An 18,535-nucleotide genomic window follows, 5' to 3' on the forward strand; every position below is an offset into this window, starting at 1 on the left:
AATATTATGTTTAGGCGGTAGGAATATGCTTTTTTACATGTGATAGATAATCATTTTATTGAAAATCTTCTGTTAAAAAACAGTATTTTATATTATAATGGTATTGACTTAATTTTTAATTTATGAAATTAGATCTTTTTGTTGAAAATGTATTTGCAAAAATAAAACATTACCATGCAAGTGTTACACGATATGATAAGTTGGCAATAAACTATGCTAGCAGCGTTGTAGTATAGCGTTTGTATGATGTGGATATCAATGTAAAGGAACATCATCATGAAGTTAAAGGAGCAACGAGTTAGAATAAAAAAGAAGAGCAAAAGTTGGTTAGTTAAGCAGTTGGCATTAAGTTACTTTCGGTCTTTTTATCTGTGTCGATTATGTTCCTGTAGTGATTTACCGTTGATATTGCAAAAAAAGGTCATTACTTTTAAATCCATTTTATTTTTGTATTGTTGTATAGGCATTAATCATCCTTTATTTGCTCAGTTACCTAATGTTGAACCCGCAAAAACCGCAAAAGCAATACAGGGTTCGGCGCCTTATTTAACGTTTGATGGTGGGCAAACCCAATCATGGGATACGGATAGATTTTTAGATATCGAGCTACCTGATGGTCAGGTGCTAACCCCAAAAAACAATCCCTCATCTAAAGCCAATCCGCTACCATTGTCACGTGATGGCTTAAAACTCAGCGATATTAAGACGCTCATTCCAACGGGTCAAAATACTATTTCAATGACCGATTTGTTGAATAATAATGGTTTTTGGGCCGATAAAGATGGTGATGGTGATATTACCGCAACAGGGAATTTAACCATTATTGGTCGAGATGCCAATGGTGCCGAAATGGGATTAGATGATACCTTTCAGGATTGCAATGCGCCATATAGTGTAACAATGCAGAGTGATCATAGTATTTTATCAACGGCTTATGGCTACCCAAATTCAATTCGAATAGCGGCTAATAGCGCCACTTATTACCTAAATCCACCCAAAGGCGCTTGTACTTATTCTGCCAAGCCTAATTTGTCTTTAAGTAATAGTCGCAAACATAATTGGGGTGGGTCGAATTATTCAGGGCCACCGAGCGAATGGGACGATGCAAAAGGCTTTAAACGTCAAGATTTAAATAATCCGGCATCAAACTTTCCAACCATGGGGGCGTATGGGCTATTTTTTACCATGGATATGGTTGATAGCTTAGGTAGTGAGATGACGTTTGACAAGTCACCAGCAACATCGGGCATTGATTTAACTATAACGGGCAATGGCAGTATTGCCAAGATTCGATTAGTCGGACCCAAAGAGGGGGCTAGCGCCGCCGAGGCAGCAACCGCACTGCCGACGACCTTTTTCTTATATTCCGATAAAGCCAAAACTAATAAAGTATATAGTTTTACCATCAAAAAATGGTTTATCGCAAGAAAGGATTATAGTGGTAGCAATCGTAGTTATGCTCAAGCTGTACAATACTGTAATCAGTTAGGCTATCAAATACCTACAGTTGATCAACTGACTAATGCTAATTCTCGAGAGTGGAATCAAGGTTTAGCAGGTCAGAGGAATAATTATCAACGCCGTATTGGTGGGGGATTATTGGCAGAATGGGGAGAAATTTATGAGTCTGCTAACAGCTACCCTGGTAGTAATTTCAAAAGTAATGAGGTTTATTGGACTCAAAATACATATCAAGGCACTAAACCTTATAATCTTTTAATATACAGCAATATGGGGTCGGTTGGCTATTGGGCGTCTGGAAATACAGTTTGTGTTAATTAAATAAGCGATATAATATTATGAATAATAAAATAAATGAGCATAAACAGAGTGTGATTCAAGCCATACAAGCTTTTGTTAAACAAAAATTGGCTAATGATTTTTCCGGTCATGATATGGCGCATATTGAGCGAGTGGTGAGATTGGCCGAGCAGATTTTAAAGCATGAGCCAAAAGCGAATGGCTTTATTGTGATTGTTAGTGCTTATTTACATGACGTGATTGATGAAAAAGTGGTTGCAGATGTGAATCAAGCTGTTATGGAGTTGCGTGATTATTTAATATTACAGGCGTTAACTGATAGCGAAATTAAAATGATTTTTGACATTATTGAAAATATGTCATATCGAAAAAATCTTAATCAGAAAAAAACATTATCATTAGAAGGGCAAATTGTGCAAGATGCTGATCGGTTAGATGCATTGGGAGCAATTGGTATTGCTCGCACCTTCTATTATGGCGGCAATAAACATCATATTATGTACGATCCTGATATTTCACCACGAGCTGCATTGAATGAAGATAATTATAAACAAGGCAATACCGTCATTAATCATTTTTATGAAAAGCTTTTTTTGCTTAAAGATAAAATGAATACCCCAATAGCTAAAAAGCTCGCTGAGCAACGGCATCATTTTTTGGTTCAGTTTGTAAATCAGTTTGAAAAAGAGTGGCTAGGTAAGGATTAATTAGTTGCTGTTTTATTTTTTATAAACGGTAAAGTGTGGGCAATGATTTTGGCGACTGTAAAACGGATTTTAAACTATCTGGCGCAACGCTCTCTTACTAGAGAGCGCTTTTTACGATTAAAACGGTATTGGTGCACCAACAAGCCATAGCACAATAGGTAATGTGATTAAGCTTAATAATGTACTAACTAAGGTTGCACTTGATACCAGTTCTGGATGAGTATCAAACTGTACTGACATGAGAGTTGTATTGGCGGCACTCGGCATGGCCGCTAATACGATTAATATTTGCTTATAAACTGGCAAAATAGGCATAAAATAGACCATGCCAAATGCGACTAGCGGTGAAATGATCATTCGGGTTAGTAATGAAAATGAAAGTTTAGGATAATCCAGTTGTTGGATCTTGATTTTGGCTAATTGCATTCCCAAAATAATCATAATGACAACGATTGAAGAATCACCAATCATGCCAATGGATGTCATTATGGATTTGGACAAAGGAATATGGCACAACTGAAAAAGCATACCTAATAAAGCGCCATAAGCTACAGGCATGCGGATAACTTTATTGATGACATCTTTTTGACTGACAATATCACTACGGGCACTGCCTTTTGCTGCATAATAGATGCCAACTGTGCTCATTACAAATTGTTGCAATACCATCATAATCACGCCAAGGTCAAATCCCACGGTGCCAAAAAAGACTAACAGTACGGGAGTACCATAATTACCATTATTCATAAAACATGAACTTAAAATCATGGCACAGCGCTCTTTGGCTGAATATTTCATCATCATAGACCAAATGGAAATGATAAGGACTAATGAAAAACAGAGACCAAAAATATAACAGATATAAAATAAATAATCGGCTGTTAACGTATGCGTATAAAATGTTTTAAATGCCAAAAATGGGGATAGTACATAAAGTGACATTTTTGATAGATTAGCAACATCAAAATTTAAGGCTTTTTGTGCGATAAACCCGACAATAAAAATAGCAAAAATGGGAAACAAAATAATAAAAAATTGCATAAGCGATGTCTTTAATTTGATTAATTAGTTCATTGAATCAATGGTAGTTACGATCAATTCTCGTAATTGATTACAGGTAGTGTCATCCAGTGCATTGTTGTATTTATCTGTTAAGATAAATAAATCTTCAATATGTTCACCAATAGTGGCAATTTTAGCACTCCGTAATGATAAATCTAAATTAGCAAATATCTCGCCGACACAAGCAAGTAAGCCAGGCATGTCTAATGCAATGAGCTCCATATACGTTTGCCTTTCATTGAAAGCGGATAAAAAATTGACTTGTGTTGGTACAGAAAAAGATTGCAATCTTTTCTTTGGTGGTTTAATTGTCACTCCTTGATAAACAGGGTGTTGTAGTGCCTTTTCTAGAGCTTTGATAATGCCTTGATGCCGATCTGCTTGCACTGTTTGCCCATTTGGTTCAAGTACAATAAATGTATCAAGGGCAAATCCTTTTTTATTGGTAATAATGAGTGCATCATGAATAGTTAAATTATGCATACTGAGTGTATTACAAACAGTTGCAAATAGATAAGGTCTATCTGGCGAATAAATAAAAATCTCACTGCCACCATGATATGGATTTGGATTGATTAACACTAAGGTTTGCGTTAAATCATGATGTAATAAATTTTGAGCATGTATAACAATTTGTTCTGTTGTATACCGCAGAAAGTAGTCAACTCGACAGTCTTGCCAAAGATTCTTGATTTGCCATTCATCGTAATTTTGTTTGAGTAAAGTCGCGAGTGCTTCTTGTTTGTGTTGCCTTGCAATACTTCGTTGCTCTGGAATTTGGTGGATACCTGAATCAAAAGATCGCATTGCGGTAAAATAGAGCTCACGCATTAGGCTTTGCTTCCAACTATTCCAAAGCGTTTCATTGGTTGCACAAACATCGGCAATAGTTAAACAGAGCAAATACTGTAAGCGGCGCTTACTTTTTACTTGTTGAATAAATTCTCTAATGACGGCGGGATCTTGCAAATCGCGACTTTGTGCGGTTACCGACATCAGTAAGTGATAGCGTACTAACCAAATAATTAAATCGGTATCTTTGGCATCTAGCTGGTGTAATTGACAAAATTTTTCAACGAGCTGTGCACCTATTTCAGAATGATCACCATGGCGACCTTTACCTATATCATGAAATAAACCTGTGATAATAAGTAGTTCGGGTTTGGATAATTTAGCAAATACCCTAGAACTATTAGGATGCTTTTGTTTGCCGCTATCTGTTTTTAGGTTATCTAATTCAATTAGCAATCGAATGGTATGTTCATCAACGGTATAAGCATGAAAAAGATCAAATTGCATCATGCCAGCGATATGCTTCCAGTCTGGAATATATGCGGCTAATATGCCATATTGATGCATGGGTAAAATGGCTTTTTTTATTGCGTCAGGGTGTTTGATGATCATCATAAAAATTTGCCGAGATTTAGGATCTTCACATAGCAAAGCTTTTAATTTTCTTCTTGCCGAACGTAACTGCCTAATGGTGTTTGAATAAAGCCCTGTAATTTGTGGATTAAGCAAAATAGTATAAAAAAGCTGCATAATCATGACAGGATCTTTTTTAAAGAGGTTATCATCTTTTATATCAATTAAGTTTTCTCTAATTTGAAAATATTCATCAATATCATAAGGCTTATTTTTTGGGTTATGCTCAAGTATCGATTCATAAAACAGTTGTAATAACATCTGATTGAGTTCAGTAATATTGTGAGCGACACGGTAGTAGTCGTGCATCATTTTTTCTACTGGTGTGTTACCTTCACCTTTGTAACCTAGCATATTGGCAATGCTAAGCTGCCGATCAAAAAGCAAGCGGTTATCATAACGTGAGATCACGCAGTGTAAGGCAAAACGCATTCGCCATAAAAATTTACGGCAAGTTTTGAAGTCTTCAATATCTTCAGGGGTTAAATAATTGAAGTCAGCCATTTTTTGTAAAAATTCACCCCCAAAATGGCGAATGGCGATCCATTGGATTATCTGCATATCGCGCAATCCGCCTGGGCTATTTTTCAAATCAGGTTCTAGATTATAAGAGGTACTGTGATACTGCTGGTGGCGATTTTGTTGTTCTTTAATTTTTGCTTTATAAAAAGCACGAGAAGGCCATATCTTATCGCTAAAAATTTGTTTGTGTAATTCATCTAATAGTAATTGATTGCCAGAGATAAGTCTTGATTCAATCAAATTACTCATTATGGTGATATCATTTTTCGCTTCTTGTAGACAAATTCTCAATGTTCTAACACTGTGACCTATATCTAAATGCAAATCCCATAACAAGCGAACCAAATCACCGATCTGTTTTTCAATCTCTTTAGTCAATGGGTAGTCACTTAGAATCAAAATATCAATATCTGACAATGGATGTAATTCAGCCCGACCATAGCCCCCAACGGCAACCAAAGCGATGCGATTGCGTTTGAAAAAAGAAGAGACATGTTTAGGAATTTGGTAAAAACACCATAAACGCTGAAGTAAACGGTCAATAAATTGGCTGCGCAAATGCACTAATATATCAATATCTGTTTGTTGCTCAAATTGAGCCATTGACCATTGCTGAAACTCATCAAGTTGCTGTTTAAGGTAGCTAACATTTATCTGATCATCACTAAAATCAAGGGGAGAGACAGGGTAAGATAAGTGCGTTTGATTCATAGTAACAACATTAAAATAGAGAAAATATTAAACAATATCCTTACCCGATTTCACGTTGCTGTCAAGCAACAGTTTGTTATCATTAACAATGCCGTTGATTAACGCACCTTATTTAAATTATTTAGAGGCCACTCCATAGCATAGAGATTTAACTCGAATGCCAGCGCTTGCTTTTTTATATTGATACAATTTGGTGCTTCATCATGGTTTTCTAGTTTACTCCCTTCTGTTTTTATAATAGCGAATTGCTACTTTTGAGTTGCAATAGTTTAAGGGAGAGCTACATCATTGTCCCTGTGATGAGCAATATCATGGATATTATTTGGTATCAATTCCATTCGTTTCTTTTATCTTAATTTCCTACAATTGATGCTATCAAATTAGTGTTGATTTAACTCTAGCAATAGCAAATTAACAATATTTCTAAAAGTTTGCTGATCACATCATGATGGAGGATGAAATGGGAAATGAATCTAACGACCAAATGTTTTTTCAAGATTTGATTCTTTTAGATAAAGACTTTCAAGATACAAATCAATTTTTCGATTTTACTTTTCCTATTTTAAAAAGTGGTGGTTATGTAAATCATTCCTTTTTAGATGCAATTAAACAAAGAGAGTCTTCATTTCCTACCGCATTACCAACTGAGCCTTATGTGGTTGCGATGCCGCATACTGATGTCGAACATGTTATTAGACCGTTTATCTTTTTTACTCGAGCCAAAGAAACCATTCCATGGCGTGAAATGGCAAATAATGACCATGTGTTAAAGGCTAACTTTGTGTTTTTGCTAGGGTTTAATCAAAAGGATGGGCATATTGATTTATTGCAAAAATTGATGTCCTGCTTTGTGAATTCGCGTTTTTTAGAAGAACTTTATCACGCAAAAACTGAACATGAAATTTTTACACTATTGACATCCAATATCAATTTATAAGGAGGCATTATGAAAAAAGTTATTGTTGCATGTGGCAGCGGAGTGGCCACATCACAAACCGTCGCCAGCAAGGTTACTCGTTTATTAAAAGAACGGAATCTTGATGAGATAAAAGTAGAAGTTGTAGATCTGAAATCTGTCGATACTCACATTAAAAATAGTGCTGCTTATATAGCGATAACTAAAATTGAAAAACAGTACCCTATTCCTGTCATCAATGGTATTGCGTTTCTAACAGGAATAAATATGGAAGCGGAGCTACAAAAAATTATTGATGCCTGTAAATAGGAGTACAAATATGGAATTTTTAGGAACAATTATAAATTATATTTTGAATTTAGGTGCACCAGTTTTTGTACCATTCATTATGCTCATTGCGGGTTTAATTGTACGCATGAAATTTAGAGATGGTGCTTCGGCTGCCATTACGCTAGGTGTAGCATTTGTTGGTATGAGTATGTTGATTGGTTTTATGGTGGGAGCTATTGGCTTAGCTGCGCAAACTATGATGGAGCGAACAGGAATTGAATTGAGTATTATCGATGGCGGTTGGACAACTATGGCGAATGTATCTTGGGCTTGGCCATATGCTTTTCTTATGTTTCCTTTGCAAGTGGGGGTCAATATTTTAATGTTGGTATTAAAAAAGACTGATACCTTTAACGCAGACTTATGGAATGTGTGGGGAAAAATTTTTACCGCATTTATTGTGGTTGCCGTCGCTACCCCAATTTTAGGTGCTGTTGCGGCTTTGCCTCTTGCCTTTGTTATTGCTACTTTGCAGATCATATTAGAGCTTAATTCGGGGGATATTAACCAACATCGAATTGAAAAACTCACAGGTATTCCGGGGGTTACTTGTACTCATAGAATGTTGTTTTTCAGTGCGATTTATTATCCTTTTGATCTTCTTCTTCGCAAAATACCTATTTTAAATAAACCAATGGACGCAGCAACATTACGTTCCAAAATTGGTATATTTGCTGAAAATCATGTGATTGGTTTTTTATTAGGTGTGATTTTCGGGATCATTGCTGGTTATGATGTTGCCGCTATCTTAATGCTAGGTGTACAAGCCGCTACTGCGCTTATGTTATTCCCAATGATCTCTAAGTTATTTATGCAGGCATTATCGCCAATTTCTGAAGCAATTAGTGATTATATGAATAAACGATTTGCTGGGCGTAAATTATTTGTGGGTTTGGACTGGCCATTTATGGGTGGTTCGAGCGAGATTTGGTTTACAGTAATTGTTGCTATTCCTTTTACCTTAATTTGGGCTGTTATTTTACCAGGTAACAAACTTCTCCCTTTTGCTGGCATTATCAATTTGGCTCTTATTGTTCCTGCATATATTTTAACTAAAGGAAACACATTAAGAATGGTGATTTTAGCCATTATTGGTGTGCCATTTTTCTTATTTGTTGGAACTCAATTTGCACCGATTATTACCGATTTAGGATTAACAACTAAGGCTATTGATATTCCAGACCATCAGTTAATTTCAAATAGTTCTATCGATGCACCTATTTTTACTTATGCATTTTCATTTATTTGGCAATGCATGCAAGGCTATTTTGTACCGTTGTTTTTCGCTATTTATTGGTGTACGGGATATTTCTTTTATGCTCGTGAACTGCGTAAAGAGACCATGCAGGATATAGCGGAAAAAAATAATGAATAAATGAGTTATAAAGTATTCGTTGAACATCTTTTGCCGTAAATCTGATGGTAATGTTAATTACCATCAGACAACGAACAATAAGGTAATTATTATATGGTTGTCGATAAGCGAATTCATGCTGTTTTAAAAGCATTAATTCATAATCCAAATATGAGTGGCGTTGAGCTTCAATCTGAATTTGGGTTAACTCGTAAACAGCTTAGTTATACCATTAAGAAAATTAATGACTTTCTTGAATCATCTAATCTTGAATTAATTAAACGATTTAAAACAGGTAAGTTTAGTGTTCCTAAATTAGTGATCGAAACCTTTAGGGATGAGCCTGTATCGCTTGCTATTGGACGTTATATTTATTCTGAAGATGAACGAGTTCATTTACTACTCTTTTTTCTGTTAATTAGAACGGAAAGGATGTCGTTAATACATCTTTCTTCTTCGCTTACTGTCAGTCAAAACACCGTTATCAATGATATCAAAAAAGTACAAGCAATGATTGTTCAATATCATTTACAAATCAACTATGACCGCGAGAATGGTTATCGTATTATCGGTAATGAAATTGACAAACGTTATTTGTTGCTAAAATTAATTCGTCGAATTATTAGTATGCCAATAGCTGACAAAATTTTTAGAGAAAATGAGATTATTACCCAAGGTCGTTTAGAACAAGTAGGGCAGGTTTTTTGTGAAATAGAAAAAAAATTAAAAATTGTTTTTACTGATGAACAGTTGCAAGAGCTGACTTACTTTATTTGTTTTATGTTACAGCGCATAGAAACCGATAAAAAAATTGAGCATTTGCCTGAAAATTATACTGAAGTTGCAAATGGTCGTGATTTTCAATTATTGAAAAAGCTCATTGAAAAATTTGGTATCACTGATCTTAATGAGCAAATTTTTTTAATGGTATTAGTACAAAGCTCTAATATACAAACGCTATCCGATAAATATTTCCATTTAGATGCGGTGCTATTAGAAAGTGTCGTTGAGGTTATTGCTAATTTTGAACAGATTAGTTGTATCACCTTTAAAGATAAGAGCGAACTGATTGAACGTATTTATCAGCATTGGAAACCAGCTTATTATCGTATTCGATATCATATTTCTAATATCAACAGTGTATATGACATCGTATTGCAAGAATTTGGTCACTTACATGAAATGGTACGAAAAGCAATTTCCCCTTTTGAAAAAATATTGCATTGTAATATGCCAGATGAAGAAGTCGCTTTTATTACGGTACTATTGGGCGGTTGGTTAACTCGAGAAGGTTTGATTAATCGAATTAAAACAAAGAAGATCGCTATTTTTGTTTGTGAAAATAGTGCAACTGTCTCAACTTATCTTTACCTGACTTTACAAGTATTGCTGCCAGAATTACATTTTTCTGATGCCATGTCTAAACGTGAGTTTGAAAAATATCATCACTATTACGATATTGTTTTTTCTACCTCACATTTATCTACCGATAAATTATTATTTATTGTTAATCCTTCACTGAATAATTTTCATAAAAATGCTTTTCGTCATCAAGTGATTGGTACTTTACAAGGTATTGATCCTAGCATTATTCAAATTGATGAGCTGATGTTAATTATTGAAAAATATAGCAATATCAAAGATCAAAAAGCGCTGCAAAAGGAGTTAACTGCATATCTTTATAACGACGAAATGAATGATAACCCCGTATTAATAACACAACAAGAAATTCCTTCATTAGCCGACTTAATGCAAAAAGAACATATCAACATTATAGAAAAAGTGAATATAGCATGGGAGGATGCATTGGCATTAGCCGCCCAACCATTGTTACACAACCAATCCATAGAAAGTTGTTATCTTGAAAGAATGGTTAACAAAATCCAACTTGAACAACCTTATATTATGCTGGTCGATGGGTTAATTATTGCCCATGCTGGTATTGATGATGGTGTAAATAAAGTCGCTATGTCTTTACTTAAGCTATCAGAAAGAATCACTATTTGTGGTTATATGCAAGCTGATTTAATTGTTGTTTTAGCAACAAATAATCCACAAAAACACCTTAAAGCACTTGCCCAATTAAATGAATTACTAGAATTTCACGAAGGCGCAACTCGCATACGAAATGCCAAAAATAGCAATGAAATTTGGGAATTGTTTGCCAATTATCAATGAATATCTTATCAAAATAGGAGCTATAAAATGCTAGAGATACAAAAACAATATGTGGTCGATATGGCTAAAAAATCGAGTGAGTGGGGGCTTTGTAAACATAAAGCAGGTAATTCTAGTGTTCGTGATAAAGATTCGGGGTATGTTCTTGTCACGCCAACAACAATTGATAAAAAGTTGTTAACAATTCGGGATATTGTTGTGATGGATCTTGATGCTAACGTTATTGAAGCAGATTCTGGATTGAGACCAACCAGTGAGTGTTTAATGCATCTTGAGATTTATAAAGCTCGTCCAGATGTTTTTGCTATTTCACACACGCATTCTATTTTTGCAACGTCATTTGCTGTATTAGCAAAACCTATTCCTGCCGTTGTTTATGAGTGTGCAATTCTTAATTTAAAAGATGGTGTGATTCCTGTTGCACCCTATGGACGACCAGGTACTCCAGACCTTTCAAATAGCGTTATAGAACCCATAAAACGAGCTGATGCCATTTTAATGGAAAAGCATGGTGCTATTGCCGTAGACAAAGACCCTTATGAAGCTGTATTAAAAGCTGCATATATTGAAGAAATGGCTGAAATTTACTATCACGCTCTACTTATTAATGGTGGCAAAGATCCCGGAGGGTTTCCTTCACAGGAGTTACAAAGCTGGGCGTATCCTTCACAAATTAAATTTAAAAAATAATTTTTAGTTTATTTATTTTAGTCAACTAATAGAAAAATAGTGAATCAGTAAAAAATTTTATTTTAAAAAATTAGATGTTGTTTGAATACTTAGACATTTTATCAATAATACTTAGAATATTCTTTTATCGATATTGCGATGATGATGTCCGCCGATGATATCGGCGGATTTATTGTTTTATTGGGTTTGGATATATTCATTCATATATTTTAAGATATACGCCATTGAAGCCGCTCCCGGATCCATGTGACCAATTGCGCGTTCGCCTAAATTTTTAGTTCGTCCAAATACAGCGATCATCTGTTTCGTTTTTTCTGCGCCTTCCATAGCAGATTGTGCTATTTTAGGGAGCGCATCGATTAACTTCGAAGATGTTAATTGACTTGCGGTTGTTGCACTAGCGGCTAAGGCATCAACCATAGTCTTATCCCCTGGTTTGGCTTTTCCGCGTTGATAGACTGCCTGCCAACCTTCGTTAAGGAGCTTTGATAATGTATCAGAATCAAACTCTGTTACGCCTGTAATACTTTTTCCGCCCGCTCTAAATAAAGTACCAAAAATAGCACCAGAAGCTCCGCCCATACTTATCATTAATTTTGTACCAATTTGCGTAAAAAAATCACCTATATTAGTTGGTTGAAATTTTTCGTCTTGTAGTAGCACCATGATAGCCGTAAATCCACGTTTCATACCGATGCCGTGATCGCCATCGCCCACTAATTGATCTAAAGCGGTTAATGTTGGTTCACTTTCGATCATTTTTTGGGCGGTAAATAACATCATTTTACGAACTTGTAATAAATTCATTCTATTTTCTCCATCCTAGTGTTTGGCAAGGTAAATCATAAAGATGTTGTAATTCTTCATCTAATTTCATTAAGCTAATTGAAAAACCAGACATTTCAAGGGATGTACAAAAATGGCCAACAACGACATCGTGGCTGATTATGCCGCGTGTATCCAGCTCAATACCGACTTTACGTGTTACAATGAACAGTTCGGCGTTACTCAGTGCGCCTAAATTATTAATTAATACACACACGCGGTCGCCTTTTTTAAACGGTAAATCATCACACAGGCTGTCTATCATCTCTTTAACAACTTCATCAGATGATGTTATAGCTTGTCGACGCAATCCAGCTTCACCATGAATACCAATACCAATTTCAATTTCGTTATCATCTAATTCAAAATTGAAATGATTTGATTGAGGTAATGCACATCCATCTAGGGCGACACCTATGGTACGCACATTGTTGTTTGCTTTTGATACAACTTGGTAGAGATTTTCAAGGTCGTATTTTTCAAATTGTGCGGCAGCCCCCGCAATTTTGTATAAAAACATAATACCAGCAACGCCACGGCGATCAGAAATCTTAGATAATGGTGCCGAGGCAATATCATCTGTTGCTCGAATCGTTTTGATGACAACATTTTCTTCTTCTAATATTTCGGCTGCAATATCAAAATTCATTCCGTCACCAGAATAGTTGCCAAACAAAAATAGTACGCCTTTTCCTTTTTCTATAGCTTTGGTTACTTCAATAATTTGATCTGGAGATGGCGATGTGAAAACTTCGCCAATTGCACAGCCATCAATTCCGCCTTTACCAATAAATCCTGCAAAGGTTGGTTCGTGACCACTACCACCACCTGAGACAATAACTACTTGATCGCTGGCAATATGGTTACCATAAACGGCACAATGCTCAGAAATTGCAGTTAATCTACCCTGATAGGCATAGATCAATCCCTGCATGACTTCTTGTCTGATATTATTGGGATCATTAAGTAGTTTTTTAGGTTTGCGCATTCTTTATTTCCTCTTTAATTATAGTTAACAACGTTTTATTGTAGGGAAAATTAATAACTCAAACGAATACAATTAATGACAAATAATATCCTACTTATTGCGCATCATCGGGATGATTTAGTTGATCTTTATGAGAGCTAGAAATTTAGTTTTTTATTCTTGAAAAGGTATAGTATCACTAATACTTATTAATAACTTGTTTATAAAATAATATTGCAGTTATAATTTGTGAAAAAGTTTCAGGAGAGTAGGTGTTTGAGTATAAGCACCATTAATCATTGTCTATGAATACAGAATCTTATCTTCAACGTTTTAGTGGTGTTGCAAGGCTTTATGGTCAGTCGGCTTTGCAACGCTTTTCGCAAGCGCATATTTGTGTAATTGGCATTGGCGGTGTGGGATCTTGGGTTGCAGAAGCGCTTGCGCGTAGCGGAATTGGTCAAATTACCTTAATTGATATGGATGATGTATGCGTGACAAATACTAATCGTCAAATTCATGCCTTAAAATCTAATATAGGTAAAGCTAAAACTTCAGTGATGGCAGAGCGTATTTTACAAATTAATCCTGAATGTGTGGTGAATGAAATTGATGATTTTATTAATATAGATAATGTCGGCGAATATTTGGGAACAAAGCAATCACCACGGTATAACTATATTATCGATGCAATTGATAGTGTAAATGATAAAGCAGCGGTACTTGCATATTGTAAGCGACAAAAATTAAAAGTAATTACCATTGGCGGGGCTGGTGGGCAAAAAGATCCAACACAAATTAAAATTGCTGATTTAGCCAAAACTATTCAAGATCCATTAGCAGCGAAATTACGTGAAAAGCTAAAGCATAATTATAAATTAAATAAAGATAGTAAAGGCAAATATGCTATTCCTTGTGTATTTTCAACCGAACAATTAACGTATCCAGCTAAAAACGGGCAGATATGTTTTACAAAAAGTGATGCTGAAGGACCTAAAAAAATGGACTGTGAATCGGGGTTTGGAGCAATTACAACAGTTACTGCTACCTTTGGTTTTGTGGCCGTTAGTTATGTGTTAAATAAATTGTGTAACGTATAACTTTTTAGAACTAATCACTTTTTTCTTCATCACAAATCGTATTAAAAGATAACTACTTATTTATTACAAGTAGTTACCCTTTTGTTTACTGCCTAATGACTTCTTTTCTTTTTCAGTAGCTCAAAGCATAAATCAATTAGTTACTTTTATTAACATGCTTTTTTTATGCAATATATTATTGTATAAAGTAAAAATCTGATTTACGATAACGTCAATTTCGTTTTGTTATTATGCTTAAGCATTAAATAGTTTCATGGAAGACGCCAAACGATCCCGATTTATTTTTTAATTTCAAGGAGAAATCTATGGCAGTAACTAATATGAATGAGTTAAATGAGTTAATGGCTCGAGTCAAAAAAGCACAGGAGACTTATTCAACTTATACTCAAGAGCAAGTTGACAAAATCTTTGTGGCAGCAGCAACCGCCGCTGCCGCTGCACGTATCCCTCTTGCACAGCAAGCTGTTGCTGAGTCAGGAATGGGAATTGTTGAAGATAAAGTCATAAAAAATCTTTTTGCTGCTGAGTATATTTTAAATAAATATCGTCACGATAAGACATGTGGCGTCGTGGCAGAGAATGAACCATTTGGTACTATTACTATAGCAGAACCACTTGGTATTATTTGTGGAATTGTTCCTACCACTAATCCAACTTCTACCGCAATTTTCAAATCTCTAATTAGTCTAAAAACACGTAACGCAATTGTCTTCTCTCCACATCCTAGAGCCAAAAAATCAACGATTGAAGCTGCTCGAATTGTGTTAGATGCGGCAATAAAAGCCGGTGCACCAAAAGATATTATTGGTTGGATTGATGAACCATCTATCGAATTATCAAATGCATTAATGCATCACGATAATGTGGCAGCTATTTTAGCAACGGGCGGACCGGGTATGGTTAAAGCAGCTTATAGTTCTGGTAAACCAGCATTAGGTGTTGGAGCCGGTAATACACCTGTTGTTATTGATGAAACAGCTGATTTAAAACGTGCTGTGGCTTCTGTACTTATGTCTAAAACCTTTGATAATGGTATGATTTGTGCTTCAGAACAAGCTATTGTGGTTGTTGATTCTGTGTATGATGAAGTGCGCCGTTTATTAACCCAATATGGCGCATATGTTTTAAATGCTAAAGAAACGAAAGCAGTGCAAGGCATCATTTTAAACGATAAAGGTGCATTAAATGCCAATATTGTTGGTCAACCAGCAACAAAAATTGCTGAAATGGCTGGTTTTAAAGTGCCTGCAGGTTCAAAAGTCCTTGTTGGTGAAGTGAGTAAAGTCGATTTATCTGAACCATTTGCCCATGAAAAACTTTCGCCAACGCTAGCCATGTTTAAAGCGAAAGATTTTACTGAAGCGGTAGATAAAGCGGAAAAATTAGTTGAAATGGGGGGAATGGGGCATACTTCTGTTCTTTACACTGATCAAGATAGCAACCGTGAACGTATTGCTTATTTTGGTAGTAAAATGAAAACTTGCCGTATTTTAATTAATCAACCAGCGGCTCATGGTGGTATTGGTGATTTGTATAATTTTGATTTAGCGCCATCTTTAACTTTAGGATGTGGCTCTTGGGGTGGAAACTCGGTATCTGAAAATGTTGGACCGAAGCACTTAATCAATAAGAAAACAATCGCTAAGAGAGCAGAAAATATGTTGTGGCATAAATTACCAAGTTCTATCTATTTTAAACGTGGCTCACTACCTATAGCTTTAAATGAAGTAGTTGAGCAAGGTGCAAAACGTGTATTTTTGGTAACAGATAAATTTTTATTTAATAACGGCTACTCAAAACAAATCACTGACCAATTAGAAGCGCAAGGTGTTATTTGCGAAACTTTCTTTGATGTTGAAGCAGATCCTACATTAAGTGTTGTCCGTAAAGGTACCGACTCAATGCAAGCATTCCAACCGGATACAATTATCGCTTTAGGTGGTGGTTCACCAATGGATGCGGCTAAAATCATGTGGGTTTTATATGAGCATCCTGAAACCAAATTCGAAGAATTAGCATTGCGCTTTATGGATATCCGTAAACGTGCTTGCCACTTCCCAAATATGGGTCAAAAAGCAAAATTAATTTGTGTAACAACGACATCAGGTACGGGTTCTGAAGTGACACCATTTGCAGTTGTTACCGATGATGCAACGGGGCAAAAATATCCATTAGCCGATTATGCAATTACGCCACACATGGCTATTGTTGATGCTAATTTAGTGATGAATATGCCTCGCTCGCTTTGTGCTGCTGGTGGTTATGATGCCGTAACGCATGCATTAGAGGCTTATGTATCAGTCATGGCTAGTGAGTTTTCTGATGGACAAGCATTACAAGCTCTAAGCATACTTAAAACTTATCTACCTACAAGTTATCGGGAAGGTGCTAAAAATCCTGTTGCCCGAGAAAAAGTACATAGTGCAGCGACATTAGCAGGGGTTGCTTTTGCTCAGGCATTCCTTGGTGTTTGTCACTCAATGGCGCATAAAATTGGTGCTGCTTTCCATATTCCACATGGTGTGGCAAATGCGATGTTAATTAGTAATGTGGTGCGTTTTAATGCAACTGACAAACCAACTAAGCAAGGCACATTTAGCCAATACGGTTATCCAAAAGCAATTATCCGCTATGCAGAAGTTGCTGATCATTTAGGTTTAACCGCAGCTACTGATAAAGATGAGAAGAAAGTCGAGAAATTAATTGGTTGGTTAGATCAACTTAGAAAAGATCTTGATATCCCATTTTCTATCAAAGAATTTGGTGTGGATGAAAAAACTTTCTTGGCTCAAGTCGATCAATTAGCGGTTGATGCCTTTGATGACCAATGTACAGGCGCTAATCCTCGTTATCCTTTAATTGCAGAGTTAAAACAAATTCTGCTTGATACCTATTATGGTCGTGCATATCAGGACAAAGGGGACATTAGTGAGGATGTTGCTGTACATACCGCAGCAAAAGGTGTTGAGACCCCTAAGAAAAAAGTTGCTAAAAAGAAATAATATAAATTAATTTTTTGATTAAAAAAAGGTCTGAAATAGCTTATGTTTCAGGCCTTTTTTATGTTTTTGATTTTTTTTTAAGCAAACAAAATAAAATTTGTTTTTTTTGCTTGCAAGGTTAAATATTCTAGTCCATAATGCGCAGCACTTAGGCCGGCTTAGCTCAGTAGGTAGAGCAACTGACTTGTAATCAGTAGGTCGCCAGTTCGATTCCGGCAGCCGGCACCATTTTCCTAAGTAGACAAATTTATAAAGATTCGGGGTGGGGTTCCCGAGCGGCCAAAGGGAGCAGACTGTAAATCTGCCGTGTCACACTTCGAAGGTTCGAATCCTTCCCCCACCACCATCATCTAATATTAGCAATAGCTAATTGAAGCATTTAGGTAGCCGAGTTTGAACATGCGGGCATCGTATAATGGCTATTACCTCAGCCTTCCAAGCTGATGATGCGGGTTCGATTCCCGCTGCCCGCTCCAATTGCTGATATAGCTCAGTTGGTAGAGCGCACCCTTGGTAAGGGTGAGGTCGGCAGTTCAAATCTGCCTATCAGCACCATTCTTGTTAATTTCCTAAACTTCTAAAAATATCGAATTTGCCTGCTTTAATGCTTGTCACTAGATAGCTTTATCTGTTATCATTCAGAGCTAATTTTAAGTTAGTATTATGTTGATATTAAATATGATACTTGGTTAATGTGGTGAATCACCACCGATTTGTATTACATTTGAGGGACAATCGATGTCTAAAGAAAAATTTGAACGTACAAAACCCCACGTTAACGTTGGTACAATCGGCCACGTTGACCACGGTAAAACAACTTTAACTGCGGCAATTACTTCTGTACTTGCTAAAAAATACGGCGGTCAAGCTCGTGCATTCGATCAAATCGATAACGCACCAGAAGAAAAAGCACGTGGTATCACCATCAACACTTCACACGTTGAATATGACACACCAACTCGTCACTACGCACACGTAGACTGCC

General features: G+C 36.0%; 14 protein-coding genes, 4 tRNA genes and 1 pseudogene. 15 read left to right on the top strand and 4 right to left on the bottom strand.

Annotation, left to right across the window (positions count from 1 at the left end; translation table 11 throughout):
- Positions 1–140 precede the first annotated feature (140 nt).
- The 3 genes and pseudogenes from ACYIAM_RS11185 to ACYIAM_RS11195 all read left to right on the top strand — a co-directional run.
- Positions 141–236: pseudogene (locus ACYIAM_RS11185) on the top strand (IS5/IS1182 family transposase); the annotation flags it as partial.
- 40 nt (positions 237–276) lie between these two features.
- Positions 277–1,782 (top strand): hypothetical protein, encoded by a 1,506-nt coding sequence (locus tag ACYIAM_RS11190; protein ID WP_483748317.1) that lies wholly within the window; start codon positions 277–279, stop codon positions 1,780–1,782.
- 17 nt (positions 1,783–1,799) lie between these two features.
- Entirely contained in the window at positions 1,800–2,468 is a 669-nt protein-coding gene (locus ACYIAM_RS11195; protein WP_483748318.1) for an HD domain-containing protein, read from the top strand.
- A gap of 117 nt (positions 2,469–2,585) precedes the next feature.
- Here the strand turns inward: ACYIAM_RS11195 and ACYIAM_RS11200 are convergent, their stop codons facing one another.
- Together ACYIAM_RS11200 and glnD are read right to left on the bottom strand one after the other, a co-directional pair.
- Entirely contained in the window at positions 2,586–3,509 is a 924-nt protein-coding gene (locus ACYIAM_RS11200; protein WP_483748319.1) for an AEC family transporter, read from the bottom strand.
- A 24-nt stretch (positions 3,510–3,533) separates the two neighbouring features.
- Positions 3,534–6,188, bottom strand: coding sequence for a bifunctional uridylyltransferase/uridylyl-removing protein GlnD (gene glnD, locus ACYIAM_RS11205; RefSeq protein ID WP_483748320.1), 2,655 nt, complete (start codon positions 6,186–6,188; stop codon positions 3,534–3,536).
- Between the two features lie 460 nt (positions 6,189–6,648).
- On the opposite strand from glnD, the gene ACYIAM_RS11210 reads away from it, so the two are divergent.
- The 5 genes from ACYIAM_RS11210 (at position 6,649) to ACYIAM_RS11230 (ending at position 11,656) form a co-directional block, all read left to right on the top strand.
- Positions 6,649–7,125, top strand: a complete 477-nt coding sequence (locus ACYIAM_RS11210; RefSeq protein ID WP_483748321.1) for a PTS sugar transporter subunit IIA — start codon at positions 6,649–6,651, stop codon at positions 7,123–7,125.
- Positions 7,126–7,134: 9 nt separating this feature from the next.
- Positions 7,135–7,413: a PTS sugar transporter subunit IIB gene (locus tag ACYIAM_RS11215; RefSeq protein WP_065566501.1), complete on the top strand. Its 279-nt coding sequence runs from the start codon at positions 7,135–7,137 to the stop codon at positions 7,411–7,413.
- Positions 7,414–7,423: 10 nt separating this feature from the next.
- Positions 7,424–8,809, top strand: coding sequence for a PTS galactitol transporter subunit IIC (locus tag ACYIAM_RS11220; RefSeq protein ID WP_483748322.1), 1,386 nt, complete (start codon positions 7,424–7,426; stop codon positions 8,807–8,809).
- A gap of 93 nt (positions 8,810–8,902) precedes the next feature.
- Positions 8,903–10,966, top strand: a complete 2,064-nt coding sequence (locus ACYIAM_RS11225; protein ID WP_483748323.1) for a BglG family transcription antiterminator — start codon at positions 8,903–8,905, stop codon at positions 10,964–10,966.
- Between the two features lie 27 nt (positions 10,967–10,993).
- Positions 10,994–11,656: a class II aldolase/adducin family protein gene (locus ACYIAM_RS11230; RefSeq protein ID WP_483748324.1), complete on the top strand. Its 663-nt coding sequence runs from the start codon at positions 10,994–10,996 to the stop codon at positions 11,654–11,656.
- A 177-nt stretch (positions 11,657–11,833) separates the two neighbouring features.
- On the opposite strand, the gene dhaL is transcribed toward ACYIAM_RS11230, so the two are convergent.
- Together dhaL and ACYIAM_RS11240 are read right to left on the bottom strand one after the other, a co-directional pair.
- On the bottom strand, positions 11,834–12,463 hold the full coding sequence (dhaL, locus tag ACYIAM_RS11235) for a dihydroxyacetone kinase subunit DhaL (RefSeq protein ID WP_160402815.1): 630 nt from the start codon (positions 12,461–12,463) through the stop codon (positions 11,834–11,836).
- 1 nt (position 12,464) lies between these two features.
- On the bottom strand, positions 12,465–13,469 hold the full coding sequence (locus ACYIAM_RS11240) for a dihydroxyacetone kinase subunit DhaK (RefSeq protein WP_483748325.1): 1,005 nt from the start codon (positions 13,467–13,469) through the stop codon (positions 12,465–12,467).
- Between the two features lie 284 nt (positions 13,470–13,753).
- Here ACYIAM_RS11240 and tcdA point away from each other — a divergent pair, with 284 nt between their 5' ends.
- The 7 genes from tcdA to ACYIAM_RS11275 form a co-directional block, all read left to right on the top strand.
- Positions 13,754–14,548 carry a tRNA cyclic N6-threonylcarbamoyladenosine(37) synthase TcdA gene (gene tcdA, locus ACYIAM_RS11245; protein WP_483748326.1) on the top strand — a complete coding sequence of 265 codons (795 nt, stop codon included), beginning with the start codon at positions 13,754–13,756 and terminating at the stop codon, positions 14,546–14,548.
- A 305-nt stretch (positions 14,549–14,853) separates the two neighbouring features.
- Positions 14,854–17,550: a bifunctional acetaldehyde-CoA/alcohol dehydrogenase gene (gene adhE, locus ACYIAM_RS11250; RefSeq protein ID WP_483748327.1), complete on the top strand. Its 2,697-nt coding sequence runs from the start codon at positions 14,854–14,856 to the stop codon at positions 17,548–17,550.
- 152 nt (positions 17,551–17,702) lie between these two features.
- Positions 17,703–17,778, top strand: a tRNA-Thr gene (locus ACYIAM_RS11255).
- Between the two features lie 33 nt (positions 17,779–17,811).
- A tRNA-Tyr gene (locus tag ACYIAM_RS11260) sits at positions 17,812–17,896 on the top strand.
- 55 nt (positions 17,897–17,951) lie between these two features.
- Positions 17,952–18,026 (top strand) — tRNA-Gly (locus ACYIAM_RS11265).
- Between the two features lie 3 nt (positions 18,027–18,029).
- Positions 18,030–18,105 (top strand) — tRNA-Thr (locus tag ACYIAM_RS11270).
- A gap of 183 nt (positions 18,106–18,288) precedes the next feature.
- A partial coding sequence (locus ACYIAM_RS11275) for a GTP-binding protein (protein ID WP_483748328.1) occupies positions 18,289–18,535 on the top strand: 247 nt, incomplete at its 3' end.

The organism is Gilliamella sp. X-60, from assembly GCF_057063585.1.